The 19,203-nt window shown below is 52.9% G+C and carries 19 protein-coding genes; 9 read left to right on the top strand and 10 right to left on the bottom strand.

The window, feature by feature from the left end; all coding sequences use genetic code 11:
* Positions 1 to 23 precede the first annotated feature (23 nt).
* Positions 24 to 260, top strand: a complete 237-nt coding sequence (locus DDY07_RS11400) for a TIGR02647 family protein (protein ID WP_171695983.1) — start codon at positions 24 to 26, stop codon at positions 258 to 260.
* 7 nt (positions 261 to 267) lie between these two features.
* On the opposite strand, the gene DDY07_RS11395 is transcribed toward DDY07_RS11400, so the two are convergent.
* Positions 268 to 639, bottom strand: coding sequence for a DUF6164 family protein (locus DDY07_RS11395; protein WP_171695982.1), 372 nt, complete (start codon positions 637 to 639; stop codon positions 268 to 270).
* Positions 640 to 714: 75 nt separating this feature from the next.
* On the opposite strand from DDY07_RS11395, the gene DDY07_RS11390 reads away from it, so the two are divergent.
* Entirely contained in the window at positions 715 to 2,418 is a 1,704-nt protein-coding gene (locus tag DDY07_RS11390) for a fused response regulator/phosphatase (protein WP_171695981.1), read from the top strand.
* 5 nt (positions 2,419 to 2,423) lie between these two features.
* Here the strand turns inward: DDY07_RS11390 and mutM are convergent, their stop codons facing one another.
* From mutM to DDY07_RS11370, 4 genes are read right to left on the bottom strand one after another with little or no spacing between them, the layout of a single operon-like run.
* Positions 2,424 to 3,239, bottom strand: a complete 816-nt coding sequence (mutM, locus tag DDY07_RS11385; RefSeq protein ID WP_171695980.1) for a bifunctional DNA-formamidopyrimidine glycosylase/DNA-(apurinic or apyrimidinic site) lyase — start codon at positions 3,237 to 3,239, stop codon at positions 2,424 to 2,426.
* Between the two features lie 7 nt (positions 3,240 to 3,246).
* The gene (gene hflD / locus DDY07_RS11380; protein ID WP_171695979.1) at positions 3,247 to 3,870 is read right to left on the bottom strand and encodes a high frequency lysogenization protein HflD; all 624 of its coding nucleotides are present in this window, start codon (positions 3,868 to 3,870) and stop codon (positions 3,247 to 3,249) included.
* A gap of 1 nt (position 3,871) precedes the next feature.
* Complete coding sequence (locus DDY07_RS11375; RefSeq protein WP_171695978.1) at positions 3,872 to 4,309, bottom strand: rhodanese-like domain-containing protein; 438 nt, start codon at positions 4,307 to 4,309, stop codon at positions 3,872 to 3,874.
* A gap of 28 nt (positions 4,310 to 4,337) precedes the next feature.
* The gene (locus DDY07_RS11370; protein WP_171695977.1) at positions 4,338 to 5,543 is read right to left on the bottom strand and encodes an EAL and HDOD domain-containing protein; all 1,206 of its coding nucleotides are present in this window, start codon (positions 5,541 to 5,543) and stop codon (positions 4,338 to 4,340) included.
* A gap of 120 nt (positions 5,544 to 5,663) precedes the next feature.
* On the opposite strand from DDY07_RS11370, the gene DDY07_RS11365 reads away from it, so the two are divergent.
* Genes DDY07_RS11365 through DDY07_RS11355 form a run of 3 tightly spaced genes read left to right on the top strand, consistent with a single transcriptional unit; the run spans position 5,664 to position 8,742 of the window.
* On the top strand, positions 5,664 to 5,873 hold the full coding sequence (locus tag DDY07_RS11365) for a heavy-metal-associated domain-containing protein (RefSeq protein WP_171695976.1): 210 nt from the start codon (positions 5,664 to 5,666) through the stop codon (positions 5,871 to 5,873).
* A gap of 52 nt (positions 5,874 to 5,925) precedes the next feature.
* Positions 5,926 to 8,175, top strand: coding sequence for a heavy metal translocating P-type ATPase (locus DDY07_RS11360; RefSeq protein ID WP_171695975.1), 2,250 nt, complete (start codon positions 5,926 to 5,928; stop codon positions 8,173 to 8,175).
* Positions 8,176 to 8,184: 9 nt separating this feature from the next.
* The gene (locus DDY07_RS11355; RefSeq protein WP_171695974.1) at positions 8,185 to 8,742 is read left to right on the top strand and encodes a Uma2 family endonuclease; all 558 of its coding nucleotides are present in this window, start codon (positions 8,185 to 8,187) and stop codon (positions 8,740 to 8,742) included.
* Between the two features lie 44 nt (positions 8,743 to 8,786).
* On the opposite strand, the gene DDY07_RS11350 is transcribed toward DDY07_RS11355, so the two are convergent.
* From DDY07_RS11350 to DDY07_RS11335, 4 genes are read right to left on the bottom strand one after another with little or no spacing between them, the layout of a single operon-like run.
* Positions 8,787 to 10,403: a methyl-accepting chemotaxis protein gene (locus DDY07_RS11350; RefSeq protein ID WP_171695973.1), complete on the bottom strand. Its 1,617-nt coding sequence runs from the start codon at positions 10,401 to 10,403 to the stop codon at positions 8,787 to 8,789.
* A gap of 15 nt (positions 10,404 to 10,418) precedes the next feature.
* Positions 10,419 to 11,000, bottom strand: coding sequence for a hypothetical protein (locus tag DDY07_RS11345; protein WP_033155404.1), 582 nt, complete (start codon positions 10,998 to 11,000; stop codon positions 10,419 to 10,421).
* A gap of 11 nt (positions 11,001 to 11,011) precedes the next feature.
* Positions 11,012 to 11,518, bottom strand: a complete 507-nt coding sequence (locus DDY07_RS11340) for a cytochrome c3 family protein (RefSeq protein WP_033155403.1) — start codon at positions 11,516 to 11,518, stop codon at positions 11,012 to 11,014.
* A 2-nt stretch (positions 11,519 to 11,520) separates the two neighbouring features.
* Positions 11,521 to 12,987 (bottom strand): hypothetical protein, encoded by a 1,467-nt coding sequence (locus DDY07_RS11335; protein ID WP_171695972.1) that lies wholly within the window; start codon positions 12,985 to 12,987, stop codon positions 11,521 to 11,523.
* A gap of 371 nt (positions 12,988 to 13,358) precedes the next feature.
* On the opposite strand from DDY07_RS11335, the gene DDY07_RS11330 reads away from it, so the two are divergent.
* From DDY07_RS11330 to lpxB, 3 genes are all read left to right on the top strand, one after another.
* Positions 13,359 to 14,297, top strand: a complete 939-nt coding sequence (locus DDY07_RS11330) for a Gfo/Idh/MocA family protein (protein WP_101055132.1) — start codon at positions 13,359 to 13,361, stop codon at positions 14,295 to 14,297.
* A gap of 12 nt (positions 14,298 to 14,309) precedes the next feature.
* Positions 14,310 to 15,407, top strand: coding sequence for a DegT/DnrJ/EryC1/StrS aminotransferase family protein (locus DDY07_RS11325; RefSeq protein WP_171695971.1), 1,098 nt, complete (start codon positions 14,310 to 14,312; stop codon positions 15,405 to 15,407).
* A 61-nt stretch (positions 15,408 to 15,468) separates the two neighbouring features.
* The gene (gene lpxB / locus DDY07_RS11320) at positions 15,469 to 16,620 is read left to right on the top strand and encodes a lipid-A-disaccharide synthase (protein WP_171695970.1); all 1,152 of its coding nucleotides are present in this window, start codon (positions 15,469 to 15,471) and stop codon (positions 16,618 to 16,620) included.
* Positions 16,621 to 16,691: 71 nt separating this feature from the next.
* Here lpxB and tgt read toward each other — a convergent pair whose 3' ends face one another.
* Positions 16,692 to 17,816, bottom strand: coding sequence for a tRNA guanosine(34) transglycosylase Tgt (gene tgt / locus DDY07_RS11315; protein ID WP_367650917.1), 1,125 nt, complete (start codon positions 17,814 to 17,816; stop codon positions 16,692 to 16,694).
* Between the two features lie 283 nt (positions 17,817 to 18,099).
* Here tgt and DDY07_RS11310 point away from each other — a divergent pair, with 283 nt between their 5' ends.
* Positions 18,100 to 19,200, top strand: coding sequence for a two-component system response regulator (locus DDY07_RS11310; RefSeq protein WP_033155397.1), 1,101 nt, complete (start codon positions 18,100 to 18,102; stop codon positions 19,198 to 19,200).
* The last annotated feature ends 3 nt before the right edge of the window (positions 19,201 to 19,203 follow it).

The following is a 19,203-nucleotide window of genomic DNA, read 5'->3' as shown; positions in this document are numbered from 1 at the left end:
AATTATTACAAAGGGTGTAACACATGCTTTTAACCGAAGAATTGGTCGCGGAAATCAAATTTTTATCCTTGTTCAATCTGGAGTCCGTACAAGAAGGCGTCAAGGTGCATGGCAATGCCGAGCCGGTATTGATCGCGGCGGCGCAACGTCTGTTCGACAAAGGATTGGTCACCCAGCATGACGGTGGGTATCTGACCGACCTGGGTATAGAAGTGGCGGAACACGCCCAACGGATGTTGACGATATTGCAGTCTAACTAACGACGATTCAAAGGCCTAGGCCCAGCTCGAACAACCATTTCAAAGAGACGTAAAAAATCAGGGCAATGACTAGGCTATAGCCGAGAAATCGGATGGGCTTGTTCAGATTGTGGCGGAAAAAGCCTTGGTATTCGCCTTGCGCCTTCAATTGCCGGTACAGTGCGCGTTGGTTTAGGGCGCGTTCTTGTTGGTATTCGTTGAATAATTGTCTGGCTTTATCGACGTCATCGCGTTGATAAAGCCAGATAGCCGGCATGGAAATGCCCCAGTTGCCTGCTGACGTTTCGTAAAATTCAATATCGTTGTCGGCCAGTAACTGCCGAACATCGTCCGCTTCGTCCGTGGGTACGCCTCTTAGCGAGAAAAATAAAATCGTCATAGCCAGCCGCATGGTGTAAGAAGCGCAAATTATAAATCAATAAGCGTGCATCGAGCGCCGGGCAAACTCTTCAGAATGAATCATCCCAGCCCATTTCCACTGCCTGCTCAGACCTCTGTTGTTTTGCTGGAGGATGCTGGAGCAAATCCAAGTGCAGATAGTTTGCAAGGCGTGCTGCGCGCGCAGGATTTTCGCTGTGCGGTGGCGTCGAGTGCGGATGAGGTGATGGAGCTGCTGACAAATGCGCCAGTGGACTTACTGATTATTGCCTGTCGAGATTGGCCTTGGCGGCAGGTAGCCGATATGCGCGATGCGGCCGACTCCTACCTGCCTATCATATTGATTGCCGATGATTTAACCGACACGCTGCTGGACCATTGCGCCGCTGTTGAGATCGACGCTGTCATTTGTCGACCGGTCAATCAGCATTTATTGCTGTTAAAAATACGGTCGTCATTAAAACTGCGCATGTTGTATCAGCACGAGCACGCGCAAAAAACGCTGTTGCTCGATTATTGGCAGACTTCCGACCTGGAACATGAAGTCGCGGCCAAACTGTTCAACGACGTGTTAAAAGCCGACTTTCTGGAAACTGAAGCCGTGGAAGTGGTGATGTCGCCGATGGCCTTGTTTAACGGCGATTTGGTGTTGATTGCCAAAACCCCGGAAAATCATTTGCATGTGCTGTTGGGCGATTTTACCGGCCACGGTTTGTCGGCATCGATAGCGGCTACGCCACTGGCGGATATTTTCTATGGCATGACGCGGAAAGGTTTCGATATTAACGAAATCGTTACCGAAATTAACGCCAAACTGTATCGAGTGTTGCCGGCCAACCGCTTTTTGGCGGCGACGGTGGTGGCGCTGTATCCCGAGTCGTCGTCGATGAAAAGCATTACCTGCGGGCTACCCGAGCATTTTTTAGTCAATCATGCCGACAACAGTTTTTTGGCGATACGCTCTTTGAATATTCCGCTGGGTATTCAGCCTTCGATTGACATCGAAGAGCAACTGCATCGGGTAAGCGAGAATCAGCGTTTATATCTGCTCACGGATGGCATTTTTGAGGCGGAAAATGCTGAAGGTGAGCTTTTCGGCGGGGAACGCATTCTTAATGCTATCCGGCAAAGTAAATCCGACGCCATCAAAAATTTGCAGGCCAGCCTTGAAGCACACACCGGCGGTGCGATTCAGAAAGATGACAATACCCTGGTTATTTTGAGCTGTGCGGTCGATAGCGTTCCCTGGGGGCGGCGAGAAATTCGGCTTCCCCGGCAGCGGATCGCCGCGACGACCTGGAAGCAGGTACTGGAATTTGACATCGATAGTTTGCGCCAGATCAATCCGGTGCCGGTCATGGTCAACACCGTCATGGAAATCCAGGGTTTACAGAATTATCGCCAGGATATTTTTATGATAGTCAGTGAATTGTTCGCGAATGCGCTGGACCATGGCGTGCTGGGCTTGGATTCGGCTCTGAAGAGCAGTCCGGAGGGCTTTATGCGCTTTTATGCGATGAAGGACGAACGCTTGCAACAGCTCCAGCGCGGCAAAATCCGCTTATCGTTTATCCATCATGCGACCGAATACGGTGGCCGCTTGATCGTTAAAGTCGTCGATAGCGGCAACGGCTTCGATTGGCGACGGCGCATCGGTTTGCGGAAGGGTGATGAGGCCTATTGCGGCCGCGGCATTATCATGCTGGAGACTTTATGCAGCAGCCTGAGCTACCACGGTTGCGGCAATCGCGTAACCGCCGTTTTCGATTGGCGGCATTAACGGGCTTAGTGTTGGCAATTGCCGCAATAGTAGCTGGCGCGTTGGCCGATTTTGAGTTGCTGAATTGGTTCCTCGCAGCGCAGGCAGGCTTGTCCGCCGCGACCGTACACATTCAGGGATTGCTTAAAATACCCTGGCTTGCCCTCGGCATTGCTAAAGTCGCGCAACGTGGTGCCGCCTTTATCGATGGCTTGTTGCAATACGGTTTTGATCGCCGCCACCAACGCTTCGCACGCCGGCGTATCCAGTTCTCCGGCGCAGCGCATCGGCTGTACGCCTGCTAAGAACAAGGCTTCGCTGGCATAAATATTCCCCACGCCCACCACGACATGGCTGTCCATAATCAATGATTTGATCGGCACCGCGCGGTTTGCCGCCCGCTGCCGCAAATAGTTAGCGTCGAATGCCGCGGAGAGCGGTTCAGGCCCCAGCGTGGCCAGCAAGGGATGCAACATCGGATCTTCGGCAGTCCACAAGGCCGCGCCGAAGCGGCGCTGATCGTTAAAGCGCAGTACCGTATCGTCGGCAAAAATGAAGTCGATGTGGTCGTGCTTGCGCAGCGTTTGCTCGGGTGAGGTGATGCGCAGATTCCCCGACATGCCCAGATGCAGGATCAGCGTGCCGCGCCCCGTACCGAGTAATAAATATTTGCCGCGCCGCTCGACAGCGTCCAGACGCTGGCCCGGCAAATCGGTGGTCAGGGACTCGGGAACCGGCCAACGCAACTGCGGGTGACGCACAATCACGGTTTTAAAGGTTTTGCCGGTAATATGCGGCGCAATGCCGCGCCGACTGGTTTCGACCTCGGGTAGTTCCGGCATGTTGGCGTCAGATTTGGGTGAGTAGAAACTGGGCTTCGTCCTGGATCTTTTTGCGGAAGAACAATAGCTTCCAGCGGCTGCCGCCGCATTGCCGCCACAATAAAGTGGCGCGTATGCCAGCCAACAGTAAGGCGCGTATTTTATTCACAGTACTTTGGTTGCCCAGGTATTGCTGATCGCCTTGCACCATAATGCGCGGTTGCAGTGTGCTGATAGTACTGTGATACACGTCGGCCAGATTGGCCAGCACATTTTCATGCAGCACGCCGAAATGTTCGGTTTGAGCTTGAGCCTTGCTGACGCCGGCCTGTATGGTTTTTTGCATGTCCGGCTGTTTGTTCAACTGTTTTTGCAAATAGACAATCTGTGCCGCGTATCGGGCCTGTTCCGGACTGGCCAGCACCCGGCTGCCGAGTTGGGTTGTGAGCTGTTGTAAGCCGTGTTCGATACCGATCAAGCCGCCGTAGACATCAATCACGCTGTCTGCGTCTATTTTCAGCAAACTGCTGATGCTGGCTTCCAATGCGGCGTTTGGACAAGTGCCGGTGCCGGCAAGCTGATGCACCAAGGAGCAGGCCTGGGCGATGCCGGCCAGCGCGATGGTTTGGTTACTGAGCGTGTTCAGGGACATGTTACTTACAGGCGGTAGTCAAACAATCGGCTTTAACGGGGCGGCCGTCTTTGATCCATGACTGGATACCGTTGGACAAATGATAGACATTTTTCATGCCCAGCTGTTCGGTGAGGATTTGGCCGATCTTGCCGCTCCGATTCCCGGAACGGCAAACCAAAATGATCGGTTGGTCGGGCGACGATTTCAGTTTTTCCAAGTTGGCCAGCCATTTTTCCTGGTCGAAGTGGCCGTTCCCGTCAAAGGATTCCAATTTTTGGCTGTTGGCGATGACGCCGGTGGCTTGCCATTCCGGCGCGGTACGCACATCCACGACCAGCGCATTCTGATTTTTCTGCATGTTTATGAGTTGTTCTGCCGTCACCGCACCTAATTCGGTGGCGTAAAGATGGGCCGCGAACAGACAGCCTAGCCAGAATAAAGTCAGTCTCAGTTTCATGATGATGTCGGTAGGTAGGATAAATGGCTCAAGCGGCCAAGAAAGGTAAAATGCGCGTCGCCCACCAGTCTATGCTCTCCAGATAGATATTGGCGATACACTCGGGATTTATGCCGCGGAAGGTGCCAAGGCCAGGTTCCCAGCGCTCGTAGGCGATGCAGAATTGTAACGCTTCGCCAGCGTTGCCGCGATATTTCAAAATGGCATCGTCAACATCTTCCGCCAGCGGCAATTGTTCCAATACTTTGTTCGCCGGCATGTCCAACAGGCTGTCCAAACCCGACAGCATGCCGATTAGAAAATAGTGTTCCTGGTCGTCTTTAAGTTCTCGCGCTATTAATTCACACATTTTGGCGCGGATCAGCACGTTTTGCAGCACCGAGGACGGTTTGCCGGACATGGAAGATAAGGCCAGAATATTCACCCAGCGTTTGATCTCGACCAGTCCCAGGCAAACTATGGCATGCTGAATGGATTCGATTTTTTGCGGCAAGCCAAAAAACGCGGAATTCAAATAATGCAGCAATTTAAAACTCATCCCGACGTCTTGCGAGATAATCTTGCCGATTTCCGCAAAACTGGCGTCCGCCTTGTTCACTGCGGACAGTAATTGGATGGCGGCGGTTTGGCTGACGCCCAGCCGTTTACCTTCCACAATATTCGGTTTACTGAAGAAAAAGCCTTGAAACAGCTCGCAGCCCCATTCGCGTAGGGTTTCAAACTCCTGATGCGTTTCGACTTTTTCCGCGAGTAATTTGAGTTTATAGGGTTTTAGCTGTTCAATCAGTTGCCGGGTGCCGTCCAGGCCGTCGGCCATCACATCCAGCTTGATAATATCGGCAAACTCCAGCAAGGGCAGCCACTCCGGAGACAAGACGAAGTCGTCCAGCGCGATGGTATAGCCCAGTTGTGATAATTCTTTCAGGTTGGCGACAATGTTGTCATCGATAGTAACGCTTTCCAGTACTTCGATGACGATACGCTCTTTGGGCAGATGCAGCGGCGTTTTGTCTAGGATGTTTTGCGTGGTGAAATTAATGAAGGCTTTGTGCGGGCCGACCAGTTCGTTCAGGCCGATTTCCAGCAGCGTATCGGTAATAACTTGATTTGTGGCGTTGGCGGCACCATCTTTCAAACTGAGATCGAAATCTTTGCCCCTGAATAAAATCTCGTAGGCGAAAGTGTCCAGATGGCGGTCCAGAATTTGCTGTCTGCCAATCAGAAAATCTGTCATTTATTTACGGGCTCCCGATCATTGCACTATCATGCGAATAGGTCGCGCCTTATACCATGTTCAAACAGTTTAAGTCGAGAATGGCCGGCCGCTCTTAATTTCAATCATAAGGAGATCAACATGTCCGAATCAGCAACGTTAACAGTAAGCGGTATGAAATGCGGCGGTTGCGAGAGCAGCATCGTCAGTAAAGTATCGGCGATTGCCGGTGTGGTAACGGTGCAGGCTTCGCATAAAGACAAACGGGTCGAAGTTGAATTTGATCCGGCGCAAACCGACTTGGACGAAATCGAAGACGTTATCATCGACGCCGGTTTCAAGGTCGAATAAAACCGCATCGGCGTTTGCCTACGGATCAACACGATATTGCTTGGGAATCGTTATGGCTTTAGATCAATCGACTAATCAGCAGCAGGAAATACGCCTTTCCATACTCGGCATGCGTTGCGCCGGTTGTGTCAGCGCAGTGGAAACCGCCTTGCAATCGGTGCCGGGGGTTGCGTCCGTCACCGTCAATTTTGCCGACCACTCTGCTACCGTCGGCGGCGATCCCGATCATCAAGCCATGAAGCAGGCCTTGAAATCCGCCGGCTACGATGCGGCGGTGATGGAAGGCTTGGAAGACCCGAGTGAAGAGGAAAAGCAGGAAGAAGAGCGTTATCGCGACCTGCTGCGAAAAGCTGGCGTGGCCGGCGCATTGGGTCTGCCTTTGATGCTGGGCGCACATCTGGACTGGTTTCCGGCCATGGGCAGTGCCGCCGGCACGGTGTTTTGGTCCGAGGTGGCCCTGTTGACGTTGGCGGTGATGTTTTATTCCGGCGGACATTTTTTTCACAGCGCGCTGAAATTGCTGCTCGTTAAGCAAGCCAATATGGACACCCTGATCGCGCTGGGTACCGGTTCGGCGTGGCTGTATTCTTGTATTGTCATCGATTATTCCAGTCAGCTGCCTTCGTTGTCCGCGCATGCTTATTTCGAAGCCTCTGCGGTGATTTTGGCCTTCATCAATCTGGGTAGTGCGCTGGAAACGCGCGCGCGGGGTAAAACCTCGGCGGCGATACGCGCATTGATTGGCTTGCAACCCCGCACCGCTCGCGTGGTGCGCGAGGGTCAAGAGATTGATATTCCTATCGAACAAGTCGGTCTGGGCGAAATCTTACGGGTTAGACCCGGCGAAAAAGTCGCCGTGGACGGGGTGGTATTGGAAGGCCACTCGACTATCGACGAATCCATGCTCACCGGCGAATCGATGCCGGTTGAGAAAGTCGAAGGTGCCAGTGTCGCCGCCGGCACGATTAATCAGCAAGGCAGTTTTTTATTCAGCGCGACCCGCATCGGCCGTGATACGGCTTTGGCGCAAATTATTCAAAGTGTGCGGCAAGCGCAGAACAGTAAGCCTGCCATCGCCAAATTGGCCGACAAGATTTCCGCGGTATTTGTCCCCACCGTGGTGGGCATATCGGTACTGACTTTTTTAATTTGGTTGAGTATCGGTCCCGATCCGGCTCTGGGTTACGCATTTGTTACGTCCATGACGGTATTGGTAATCGCTTGCCCGTGCGCGCTGGGTTTGGCGACGCCGATTTCGGTGATGGTCGCGGTCGGTCGTGCCGCGCAAATCGGTATATTGATCCGCAAGGGCGAAGCCTTGCAAAGCGCGGGCAAGCTGACTTGCCTGATTCTGGATAAGACCGGCACCGTCACCGCCGGTAAGCCCAGTCTGGCGGAGGTGATCGCTTTTGGCGATGTCGACGAAGCCCAGGTGTTGCAGTATGCCGCCAGTCTGGAATCGGGGTCCGAACATCCCTTGGCCGCAGCGATACTGGCGGCTGCCGAACAAAAACAGCTTAAGTTGGAGAAGGTCAGAAAATTTCAGGCCGTGGCCGGGCACGGTATCGCCGGCCGCATCGCGGATCGGCAATGTTTGTTCGGTAATGCCGCGTTGCTAGCGGAACATGGCATCGACGATAGCAAGCATCGCGACAAAATGGCCGAATTGGCGGCAAAAGGCCAGACGCCAATGTTTTTGGCGGTGGAAAATTCGGTGGTTGGCATTGTCTCTGTGGCCGATCCGATTAAACCCGATTCCGCCGCAGCGGTACGGCAATTACGGAAGCAGGGTATCCGCGTGCTGATGGTGACGGGCGACAACGAGATCACCGCGCAAGCGATAGCGGCGCAAGCCGGAATCAGCGAAGTCCGAGCGCAAGTCTTGCCACAAGACAAAGCCGCCGTGGTAAAAGCCTTGCAACAGCAAGGCGAAATTGTCGGCATGGTCGGTGACGGTATCAACGACGCGCCGGCCCTGGCGCAAGCGGATGTCGGTTTTGCGATTGGCACCGGCACCGACGTGGCTATCGAAAGCGCCGACATTGTGTTGCTGCAAGGCTCCTTATTGAAGGTGTCCGAGGCGATGGCGCTGTCGACATTGACGGTTGCCAATATCAAGCAAAACCTGTTGGGTGCGTTTTTTTATAACACCATCGGCATTCCGGTTGCAGCCGGTTTGCTGTATCCGCTATTTGGCTTGTTACTCAACCCGATGATTGCCGGCGCGGCCATGGCCATGTCATCGGTCACGGTCGTCAGCAACGCCAATCGTTTGCGCTGGATTAAACTGGATGTTCAGTAGGGGCGAAGAATGAATAGCGTGCCTAAATCGTCGGTACAAACCTTCAGTATCGCCGACTATACGGGATGGCCGGACGACGAGCGCTGGGAGTTAATCGACGGTGTTCCTTACAATATGAGTCCCGCACCCAGCATCAAACATCAGACGGTTGCTGGACGTGTTTTTAGCCGGATGGAACAATTTTTAAAAGGTAAGCCCTGCAAGCCTTTCATCGCCCCTGTGGACGTCATTCTCTCCGAGCATGACGTGGTGCAACCGGATTTGTTAGTGGTCTGCAATCCGGAAAAGATTGGCGAAAAAGCCATACACGGGGCGCCGGATTTGGTGGTAGAGGTTTTATCCCCTAGCACGGCGCTGAAGGATATGCGTGAAAAGAAAGCGCTCTACGAGCGTGCCGGCGTGAGGGAATATGTGGTCATCGACCCGTTGGAAAATTATGTTCAGCGTTTTTTTCTGGGCGCAGACGGTCGCTATGCCAATGCCGACGTTTTTGGGGTTGAGGAAGATTTGCCCCTATTGAGCTTGCCGGAGTTGATTTTGCCCTTGGCGGAGGTATTTGAGTTGTAAGGCGCTATTGGCTTGCAGGCAAACCGAATAGCGCGCTGGGTGGCTTACAGTTTGAATTGGGAAATCGTGGTATGTAAATTACCGGCGATTTTTTGCAAATGATGGGCTTCTTCCGCTGTTTGCTCGGCGTCCTTCGAGTTGTTGATGGTGACGTCATTAATCGAATTGATGTTTTGATTAATGTGCTCGACGACGATTTTTTGTTCTTTCACCGCGTCGGAAATATGCGTATTCATGGTGGAAATTTGCGCCACCATGCTGGAAATGTTGTCCAGCAACTCGCCGGTACTTTCGATGACTTCAACGGTCTCCTTAGCCTGATTTCGGCTTTCCGACATGGCTTTCACCGCTTCCCGCGAGCCTTGCTGCAAGCGCTCTATCATCGCTTGAATTTCATGCGTGGAATCCTGGGTTCGGCTGGCCAGTGTGCGCACTTCGTCCGCCACTACCGCAAAACCACGGCCTTGTTCGCCGGCTCTGGCCGCCTCTATCGCCGCATTGAGCGCCAATAAATTGGTCTGATCGGCGATGCTCTGAATCACATCCAGCACCGAGCTGACATTCACGCAGTTTTGCTCGACATTACCGATTACGGTGCTGGCCCTGTCGATATTGTTAGACAGCGCATGAATCGATTGCACCGTGTTGGTCACCACTGCCTTGCCGTGGTTGGCGGCCACGCTGCTTTTCTGCGCCGTTTGCGCGGCGTTAGCCGTGTTGTTGGACACTTCCGTCACTGTCGCGGATAGTTCCGTTACCGTTGCCGCGACCTGATCCGTGCCCATCTGCTGTTTCAAAATATCCTCTTGTACCCGCTCGGACATTTGGCTCAAGCGGTTCGAGGCGGTGTTCAACTGGTTGGATTCCGTCGCCACTTGCCGCATCAGGCTGTGTAACACGCTTAAAAATTCGTTGAACTGGGTGACGATAATGCCGACTTCGTCACTGCCTTCGTGCGGAATGCGCCGGGTCAAATCGCCGCCGCCCTGTCTAAGCAGATACAGCGATTTTTGCAGCTCGGTCAATGGTGGTTCTATTTTGAAATAAAGCATGCTCAAACAGACCGTCACAAACAGTAGCAACCCGATGGAAAAAGCAATACGCGATAGGCTGTAATCGTGCAAAGACGAACTTAATTGTTGTTTGGCGAGGGCAAGCTCCCGATCAAGTTGCTCGGTAATTCTGATTAATTCTTCGGTCAGCGTGGCAGCTGTGTCGTCAAGACCTGAGCCCGGCGCCTTCATGGTAACGGTGCCTGCCTCGGTGCCCAGCTTAATGTAATCCCAAGCCATCTTTACGCCGGCATCGTGCATTACTTGAATTTCCCGTTTCAATGTTTCGACTTGCGCGTGCAATGCCGGGTGAGATTGTTCGGCTTTGTCCAGATTTAACAATGCGGCGTCTAGGTTTTCTTTGGCTTCCGCAAAGCCATCATCATCATGCGTCGCGCCGACGTCGGTCAGAAATTGTTGAATCTGCACGACATGAAAACGCACATGAGACAAATAGTCCGAGGTGTTTTGTTTTTGCGCGGCTGCTTGCAAGTTGTCGTCTATGGACTGAAACGCATGCCACAGCGACAACACAAACAGCAGATTGGCAAATGCCAAAGCGGAAGCAATGAAGATCAGCGAAGATTTGATTGAGATATTTTTAAACATGAGGTTTTTGGGTAATTATTTTTCAAGTTTTTCTAAATCAGTCACCAACGCCGCCATTGCCGCAACGGCATGGTGTTGGGCTTCTGACAGGGCGTCGCCGTTGTTTAAGGCGTACAAACCGATCTGCCGGTTGAGTTCGGCAATTAAGCGTGCGCGATGCTCGCGGCGGTTGCGTAGTTTGGCAACCATATTCGAAAACGACAGCGCCAAATCCTGTAGCTGATCGTTTTCTCGCAAGTGCGTGACGGTATCAAGCTTGCCGTCGCCGACCTCTTGGCAGAGTGTTTCGAAGCGATATAAGGGCCCGGCGATTTTATGCGAGGCGTAAAGAACGGTGCTCACCGCAATGCCGCCGGCAACCAAAATGGCCACCAAGTTGCCGATTAAAATCGATACGCCCAGGCGTTCCGCCGCATTAACGATATTGGCGTGCGCCGACTGGGATTGGGCCTGCAGATCGCCGCCGGTCATCCAATAAATCAGTAAGGCCGAACATAATCCGGCCAGCAATATCAGTGCAAAAGCGCCGAGGATGAAACGGCCTTGAAAATCCCTTTTGATAAAAATTTGGCGACGTTTGGTAACGGTATTGTTCATTTTCAGGAACCTTAGTTGACGTTGTGACAAGTTAAACAGAGCTCGCCGTCGCTGTTGTTACGGCGGAGTAAAAAGCTTTTTTTCAGCCTTTCGGCGTTCATTAGTTTATCCATGAAGCTGTGGCTGGCTTGCGGCCGGTCGCTATCCAGCTTGCCGTGCGTGTAGTGGCAGGTCAGACAGGTAATGTCGTTTTCCTCGTTAAGCGGTAAGTCGGCGGGTACCGGAAAGTCGATATTCAAGCCCACTTTGTGGCCTTGGTTGGGATTATGGCACGAGGAGCACATGGCCACGCCGTCCTTGCTAAAGGTGGTTTGATCCGCTGATATATTTTTGCTGTGTAAAATGCCGTCCTCTTTGATTTCCGGCGTCGTGGTATGGCAATTACTACACCCCGCTTGCGGCGATTGCTTGGAAATGAGGTGCGGATTGTCGTCGGCGGTATGCGCGCCACTGACGAACAATAACAAAAGTGCGCCGGTGCCGCCGGCCAATAAGCATTTGTATAGGAGCTTGTTCATGATTAAAAAGACATGACGATTTGGGCTATGCCCAGTTTTCTGTCGAAATAACGCTCGGCGGTTTCGGTGCCCAGCGAATCGTTGTATTCAAATTTGACCCGTAAATGATCGCTGAATTTGTAGTTAAACCCGAGGCTAAGCATGGAGAGATCGTTGATCGCCACGGTGCTGCCATCAAAGTCCAGGCCAAGGTCTTGCGAAGGCTGCCAGCGGCTGTAGCGGGCGAACACCACGATGGGCTGTTTGCTCAGGCTTTCCAAATCCACGGTCAGCGTGGAGTGGTAGCCCAATTGGTGGCCCTTGCCGAACGGGCTGGTGTTTGGATCGGGGATGATGACAGGTAGTGGGTTGCCATCCGCGTCTTGTTCCAAAAACACCTGTTGATGTGCGTTCAGCAGCATGAATTCGTTTTGTAAACGCCACATGCCGTAGCCGATACTCAAGTCAGCGCCGTAAACGGTATTGCGGATGCGGTTTTCGCCATCGAACTCGCTCAGATGGGAGACACCGATTTCGATACCTTCCGGATTGGCGTTGTGGATTTTGTAGGTATTTTGCCCCATAGCCAGGCCCACCCGGCCGCCGACGGTATGGCCGTCATTGGCGTACAGCGCGTCGGTCCAGAATACCGAATAGTTGAATATATCCCAGGCACCGTAGGAACGAATGCCGTCGGCATTGTAACCGCCCAATTGCATGCGGGAGGTGGTCAACGGTGCGGTAACAGTGATGCGGTCTTTGTTAGCGAAGTTTTGGTAATCGTTGCCGAACGGTAAGTCGAAACGGCCGGCCTGGATGTGCAGACCTTTGTTATTGAAAATCCGGCCGCGTGGCGGGATACGATCATTAAACATATGGTAGTCGACCAGCGCGACGGCGATACCGGCCATTGTGCTGCCGCCACTCAGCGCGCCGGGGCCGCTGTTACCGCAGAATACCGCACCGGGCGCACCATAGTCGGCGTTGGATGAGTTGCCGCATAACACTAAAGCCGAGCTGGCACCGAAGTGGTCGTCGTGTACATAGTCCAGATCCAGTTCCACCGAGCCGACGCTGAAAGTTTGATCGGTGGAGTTGCCGGTTTTGGCGTTGATGTCGAAAAAACCGCTCATTTGCAGGCCGTTGGCTTCGGCCGCTTCTTTTAATGCGGCAATTTTTTTGTCCAGGGCCTGGAGTTTGGTGTCCACGGTTGGTTCAGGTTTGCCGTTCGCAGCCGTTTTCACCGGTGCCGGGGCGGGTTCGCCGGCCTTAGCGACTGCCGGGCTTGGCGCTGCCGCTACAGCGCCGCTTCTTTCTTGTTCCAGTTGTTTGATACGGGCTTCCAGTTGTTCGATTTTCTGGTCTTTTTCTTTCAGCACGCCTTGCACAATCTGGCGGATATGTTCGTCTTCCGCAGCGGTGGCATGCGCGTTGGCGTGGGCTGCCAGGCTGAGCAGGGCGATAGCTATTCGCTGGTTTCTTGGATGCATATCTGTCTCTGTGTGTAAGCTTAGGACTACATTTTTTTCAGAATCTTCGTATCGAGGCAAGGTTAGTTGCTTTTGTCGGCATTTCAAGTTGATGCATGGGGCTGGCCTTATTCAACGAACTCAACTTATCCCTGGCGCCCCGTTCGAACTGAGTTCGTCAAAGCCTGGAGTGGTTTGTCCTTCGATAGACCCAGTAGCCTCAAGGGCATAAAGGCGAATGGTATCTAAGGGCTTGGTTAATCATTCGCCGATCCGTTTGCGAATGCTGGTGCGGCTTATTCAACACAGAATCTGATGTTACAATGAACGGTTTTATGCCCGGCGCGCGTCTGTCAAAGGCTGGGAAACCGCGAATCAAGCTTAGGTCGTTTATGAATAAACTGAAATGTGCCGTGATAGGTGCCGGATATTTAGGAAAATTTCATGCGGAAAAATACGCATCGTTAAAGGATTGCGAGTTGGTGGCGGTGGTTGACATCAATGCCGAGGCGGCGCAACAAGTTGCCGAAAAAAACGGCGCTCAAGCGTTGACGAATTACCATGATTTACTCGGCAAAGTCGATGCGGTGAGTGTTGTGGTGCCCACCAGCTACCATCACAGCGTGTCCAAAGACTTTCTGAATGCCGGTGCGCATGTACTGGTGGAAAAGCCGATCACCGTTACCGTAGAAGAAGCCGATGAACTGATCGCGATTGCCAAGGAAAAGAACGTTATTCTGCAGGTCGGGCATTTGGAACGCTTCAACCCTGCCGTACGCGGTTTGGAGAAAATGGAAGACAAACCTCTGTTCATCGAGTCGCATCGCTTGTCTCCGTTCAATCCGCGCGCCAACGATGTCAGCGTGGTGTTGGATTTAATGATTCACGACATCGACATCATCATGGCGCTGGTCGATTCGGAAGTGGAAAAAATCGATGCCAGCGGCACGGCGGTGCTGACGCAAGGCACCGACATCGCCAATGCCCGCATCACCTTTAAAAACGGTTGCGTGGCCAATGTCACCGCCAGCCGCATCAGCATGAAAATGGAACGCAAGATGCGCATGTTCCGTCCTTGTTCCTATATTTCCGTGGATTTTCAGAATCGGGTTTTGATTAAACACAGAACCGGCGATAAAGAAATGTTCCCCGGTATTCCGGAAATCGTCACCGAAGAATCGGTCTTTGAAAGCGGCGATGCCTTGCTTGATGAGATTAAACATTTTGTCAATTGCATCAAGACCGGCGAGAATCCGCTGGTCCCCGGCGAAGCGGGCCGCAAAGCCTTGGCTACCGCGATAGAAATCACCAAATTTTTAACCCATCGATAAAGGGCTGACACTATGATCCCCATGGTCAATCTGCAAGCGCAGTATGCGGAAATTCAAGATGAAATCGTCGGCGGTTTCACCGAAACCCTTAACAATTGCGCGTTTATCCTGGGGCCGAATGTGCAGGCTTTTGAAAAAGAAGCCGCTGCGTATCTGGGCGTTAAACATGCCATCGGTTGCGCATCCGGTACCGATGCATTGCATTTAGCCTTATTGGCGGAAGGCATAGGCGCGGGCGACGAAGTCATTACTAGCGCATTTACTTTTATTGCCACCGCAGAAGCAATCAAATACGTTGGCGCCAAACCGGTGTTTGTCGACATCGATCCGGGCACGTTCAATATCACCCCGGAAAATATCGAAAAAGCCATCACAGCCAAAACCAAGGCGGTGATGCCGGTGCATCTGTTCGGTCAACCTGCCGATTTGCCGGCCATCAAAGCTATTTGCGACAAACATGGTTTGAAACTGATAGAAGACTGCGCGCAATCCTTCGGCGCGACGGTTTACAACAAGCAAACCGGCAGTTTCGGCAACGCGGCCGGTTTTAGTTTCTTTCCCAGCAAGAACCTGGGCTGCTTCGGCGACGGCGGCTTGGTGACGACCGATTCCGACGCGACGGCGGCCAAGATCAAGCAATACCGCAATCACGGTTCGGACGTGCGCTATTACCATGACGTGATAGGCTACAACAGCCGACTGGACGAGCTACAGGCCGTGGTGTTGCGCGCTAAGTTAAAACGCATCGATCAATACAATTCAGCTCGCCGCCATGCCGCGCACTTGTATTCTGATCTGATGGCCGATTTGCCTTTGACTACGCCGTATGAAGACGGCATTGGTGTGCATGTCTATCATCAATACACTTTGTTGTCCGACCGCCGCGACGAGGTCATGAAAGCCTTGCAAGAGCAGAAGATTGGCTGTGCCGTCTACTATCCGGTACCGCTGCATCAACAAAATGTGTTTAAAGAAGAGTGCGCCGGCCTTTCCCTGCCGGTTACTGAGTCGGTTGCGGCGCGTTGCTTCTCTTTACCGATTTGTTCCAATCTGAGCGACGATACCGTCAAGCAAATTGTCGGCGTCATTCGCGGCGTTTTCCAAGCGTAAATTCCGAAACGCATTAATGTAGGGTGGGCTAAGCAACACGCAGCCCACCAACAACTCTCAAATGACCAATCAATCTGCCTACACGGTGCTGTTTAGCGCCGGCGAATCCTCCGGCGACCAACACGCCGCCAATATGTTTCTGGAATTGAAACAGCGCTGTCCGGCGGTGCGCGGCATCGGCATGGGCGGCAGCAAAATGCGCCAGGCCGGTATCGACGTGCGCTACGACTCGGCCGGCATCGGCGTGATCGGTTTGGTGGAAATTTTGAAGCACTACGGCGAGATCCGCCGCGCATTGAATTTACTGAAACAGATCATTCGCGATGAAAAACCGGATTTGCTGGTTTGCGTCGATTACAAAGAGTTCAACCTCAAGCTGGCGCGCTTTGCAAAAAGCCAAGGCGTGAAGGTGTTGTTTTACGTCAGTCCGCAAGTTTGGGCTTGGCGGCCGGGCAGGGTGGTGACCTACGGCAAGGCCATCGACATGATGGCGGTGATTTTTCCGTTCGAGACCCGCTATTACGAAGCCGAAAATGTCCCGGTCCGTTATGTGGGTCATCCTTCCGTCGATAAAGTCCATCCGCAGCGCAGTCGCTCCGAAGATTGCGCGTTGTTTGGCCTGGATCCCCATCGGCCTGTCGTCGGCATACTCCCTGGCAGCCGCGGCAACGAGATCAAACGTATCCTGCCGGTGATGTTGGCAGCGGCGGCTAGTTTGGCCGCGCAGCGGCCGGAATTGCAGTTTGTCTTGCCGCAAGCCGATTCGATCAGCGATGCGGTATTGGCTGCGCATTTCGTAAACACTTCGCTAGCCGTTAAGGTGATCAAACAGCAGCCCTATGATGTCATCCAATGCTGCGATGCGGTGATGACCACTTCCGGCACCGCCTCGCTGGAAATTGCCTTACTCGGGGTGCCGATGGTCATCGTATACCGGCTGGCGGCGTTTAGTTACTGGTTGGGTAAGCGCTTGGTAAAAATTCCATTTATCGGGCTGCCGAATATCATTGCCGGCAAAGCCATCGTCAAGGAATTGATTCAGGAGCAACTAACACCGGAAAATTTGGCGGCCGAGATTGTGCAACTGTTGGACGACGGGGATTATCGGCAAAATTGTCTAGCGGCGTTGCAGGCCGTCAAACATCAGCTTGGTGATGGCGGCGGCTCAAAAAATATGGCGCAACTGGCCTTAGAGATGTTGGGCGGTGCTTAGCCGCTCAACACGGGTAAAGCATCCGGCGGCTTGCCGGCAAACCACCGTATTTTGAAACGTAACGGCGGTTTTTAAACCGGTCCGCGGCTGTCGCGCTGGTCGTAAAACGCCGCAACAAATTCATCGAAAGTCTGCCCGTCAATCGCGTCCCGCAAACCTTGCATCAACTCCAGGTAATAGTGCAGATTGTGGATGGTGTTGAGCCTGGAGCCCAGCATTTCTTTGCACTTGTCCAAGTGTTTTAGATAAGAGCGCGAGTAGTTTCGGCAGGTGTAGCAACTGCATTCTTCGTCCAAGGGCCGCGTATCAAATTGGTATTGCTGGTTGCGGATTTTGATCACGCCGTGCCGGGTGAATAAATGGCCGTTGCGGGCGTTGCGGGTTGGCATCACGCAATCGAACATATCGATACCGCGCCTGACACCTTCCACCAGATCTTCCGGGGTGCCGACGCCCATCAAGTAACGGGGTTTATCCACCGGCATTTTCTGGTGAATTGCATCCAGTGTCGCCAGCATTTCGTGCTTGGGTTCGCCGACCGACAGGCCGCCGATGGCATAGCCGTCAAAGCCGATGTCGGTTAAGCCGGCGATGGATTCTTCGCGCAATTGCGGATACATGCCGCCTTGCACAATACCAAACAATGCAGACGAGTTACCTTCATGCGCACGCTTGCTGCGTTCCGCCCAACGCAAGGACAAGCGCATGGAGTCAGCGGCTTCTTGATAGGTGGCCGGGTATGGGGTACATTCATCAAAAATCATCACGATATCCGACCCTAGATCGCGCTGCACCTGCATCGATTCTTCCGGGCCCATGAAGATTTTGCTGCCGTTGACCGGCGATTTGAATGTCACGCCTTGTTCGCTGATTTTTCGCAACGCGCCCAGGCTGAATACCTGAAAGCCGCCCGAGTCGGTCAGAATAGGCTTTTGCCAGCGCATGAAGTCGTGCAGGTCGCCGTGGGCTTTCATCACCTCCATACCGGGTCGCAGCAGCAAATGAAAGGTATTGCCGAGAATGATTTGTGCACCTAGCGCGTTTAAATCTTCCGGGGTTAGCGATTTTACCGCGCCGTAGGTGCCGACCGGCATGAAGATGGGGGTTTCCACCACGCCGCGGGCAAAAGTCAGTTGACCGCGGCGGGCGTGACCATCGGTGGCTTTGAGTTTGAATTCCATGCAAATCCGGCAAATGAAAAAAGGCGGAATTATCGGTCCTTTTCGTTCCGCAAGCCAGTGGAGTTGTCGTTTTGAGTTCAATAGGCGAGCGTGGCGGCTTTTGTCCCCTGAGAAAACTTGTTGGTATCGGATTGTGTTATAAATTTGAGGCACTTGCCGCAGCTTTTCTATCGAAATACCTCAGGTTTGGTAATTCCGTTTATTATCGGGATATTGTTCATTTCACTATGTAAACTAGCAAAATTGATGAATTTTCTTCAGGCCATAACAACAATAATCGGCCGTTCTCGGGGGAAGTATGTTGGATACTAAAAGCAAAACCATTTTGGTAGTCGATGATTCTCCGGAAAATCTCACCGTCATCAGCGAATTACTGCAACCGCAATACCGCGTGCGCGTCGCTACCTCCGGGCAAAGAGCCTTGCAGATGGCCGCCAATCAGCCTTATCCGGACTTGATTTTGCTTGACGTGATGATGCCGGGCATGGACGGTTACCAAGTCTTCGAGCATCTGCGCGCCGATCCCATTACGCGCACGATTCCGGTGATATTCGTCACGGCGATGGACAGCATGGAGTCCGAACTGCATGGATTGGATGTCGGCGCGGTCGATTACATTACCAAACCCATTCTGCCACCCATCGTTTTAGCGCGGATCCGCACCCAGTTGGAGTTAAAGCAGGCCAGAGATTGGTTGCGCGACGAAAACACCTACTTGGAAATGGAAATAGCGAAACGGATGAGCGAAAACGAGTTGATTCAAAAAGTCAGCATTCGCGCCTTGGCGCATCTGGCGGAAATTCGCGATCCGGAAACCGGCAACCACATCTTGCGCACCCAAGGTTACGTACAGCATTTGGCGCTTGCATTGCAGAGCCATCCGCGCTTTTTCGCGACATTGACCGATCATTACATCGAATTGCTGACACGCTCCGCGCCGCTACACGATATCGGCAAAGTTGGGATACCGGACGCGATCCTGCAAAAGCCAGGCAAACTCACTCCCGAAGAATGGGCGGTGATGAAGACCCATGCCAAATTGGGCAGCGATGCGATAGAAATGGCCGAACGCGATGCGACGCGCTCGGTGGAGTTTCTGATTTTGGCGAAGGAAATCGCGCATTGGCACCATGAAAAGTGGGATGGCAGCGGCTACCCGGAGGCGTTGGCCGGCGATGCCATTCCGGTTTCCGCGCGGATTATGGCGCTGGCGGATGTATTCGACGCCTTGATTTCCCGGCGCGTTTACAAAGAGCCCATGGCTTTTGCTGAAGTCAAGACTATTATTGCTGAGGGACGTGGTCGCCACTTTGATCCGGACATAGCCGATGCATTTTTAGCCGATTTCGATTCATTCTGCGCTATTGCCCAACGCCATCTCGATTCAATCCCGGAGTAAATG

It is taken from the genome of Methylomonas sp. ZR1, assembly GCF_013141865.1.
In the GTDB taxonomy this organism is placed as follows: Bacteria; Pseudomonadota; Gammaproteobacteria; order Methylococcales; family Methylomonadaceae; genus Methylomonas.
This window is presented reverse-complemented; position numbering and strand designations above follow the sequence as displayed.

What these genes read in the sequence shown, in the direction of transcription:
- DDY07_RS11325 (WP_171695971.1), top strand. Translation starts at nt 14,310, where the DNA reads ATGATCCCCATGGTCAATCTGCAAGCGCAGTATGCGGAAATTCAAGAT.
- DDY07_RS11370 (WP_171695977.1), bottom strand. Translation starts at nt 5,543, where the DNA reads ATGACAGATTTTCTGATTGGCAGACAGCAAATTCTGGACCGCCATCTG.
- mutM (WP_171695980.1), bottom strand. Translation starts at nt 3,239, where the DNA reads ATGCCGGAACTACCCGAGGTCGAAACCAGTCGGCGCGGCATTGCGCCG.
- DDY07_RS11375 (WP_171695978.1), bottom strand. Translation starts at nt 4,309, where the DNA reads ATGAAACTGAGACTGACTTTATTCTGGCTAGGCTGTCTGTTCGCGGCC.
- DDY07_RS11355 (WP_171695974.1), top strand. Translation starts at nt 8,185, where the DNA reads ATGAATAGCGTGCCTAAATCGTCGGTACAAACCTTCAGTATCGCCGAC.
- DDY07_RS11395 (WP_171695982.1), bottom strand. Translation starts at nt 639, where the DNA reads ATGACGATTTTATTTTTCTCGCTAAGAGGCGTACCCACGGACGAAGCG.
- DDY07_RS11400 (WP_171695983.1), top strand. Translation starts at nt 24, where the DNA reads ATGCTTTTAACCGAAGAATTGGTCGCGGAAATCAAATTTTTATCCTTG.
- DDY07_RS11365 (WP_171695976.1), top strand. Translation starts at nt 5,664, where the DNA reads ATGTCCGAATCAGCAACGTTAACAGTAAGCGGTATGAAATGCGGCGGT.
- DDY07_RS11330 (WP_101055132.1), top strand. Translation starts at nt 13,359, where the DNA reads ATGAATAAACTGAAATGTGCCGTGATAGGTGCCGGATATTTAGGAAAA.
- DDY07_RS11335 (WP_171695972.1), bottom strand. Translation starts at nt 12,987, where the DNA reads ATGCATCCAAGAAACCAGCGAATAGCTATCGCCCTGCTCAGCCTGGCA.
- DDY07_RS11350 (WP_171695973.1), bottom strand. Translation starts at nt 10,403, where the DNA reads ATGTTTAAAAATATCTCAATCAAATCTTCGCTGATCTTCATTGCTTCC.
- DDY07_RS11345 (WP_033155404.1), bottom strand. Translation starts at nt 11,000, where the DNA reads ATGAACAATACCGTTACCAAACGTCGCCAAATTTTTATCAAAAGGGAT.
- DDY07_RS11360 (WP_171695975.1), top strand. Translation starts at nt 5,926, where the DNA reads ATGGCTTTAGATCAATCGACTAATCAGCAGCAGGAAATACGCCTTTCC.
- hflD (WP_171695979.1), bottom strand. Translation starts at nt 3,870, where the DNA reads ATGTCCCTGAACACGCTCAGTAACCAAACCATCGCGCTGGCCGGCATC.
- lpxB (WP_171695970.1), top strand. Translation starts at nt 15,469, where the DNA reads ATGACCAATCAATCTGCCTACACGGTGCTGTTTAGCGCCGGCGAATCC.
- DDY07_RS11340 (WP_033155403.1), bottom strand. Translation starts at nt 11,518, where the DNA reads ATGAACAAGCTCCTATACAAATGCTTATTGGCCGGCGGCACCGGCGCA.
- DDY07_RS11310 (WP_033155397.1), top strand. Translation starts at nt 18,100, where the DNA reads ATGTTGGATACTAAAAGCAAAACCATTTTGGTAGTCGATGATTCTCCG.
- DDY07_RS11390 (WP_171695981.1), top strand. Translation starts at nt 715, where the DNA reads ATGAATCATCCCAGCCCATTTCCACTGCCTGCTCAGACCTCTGTTGTT.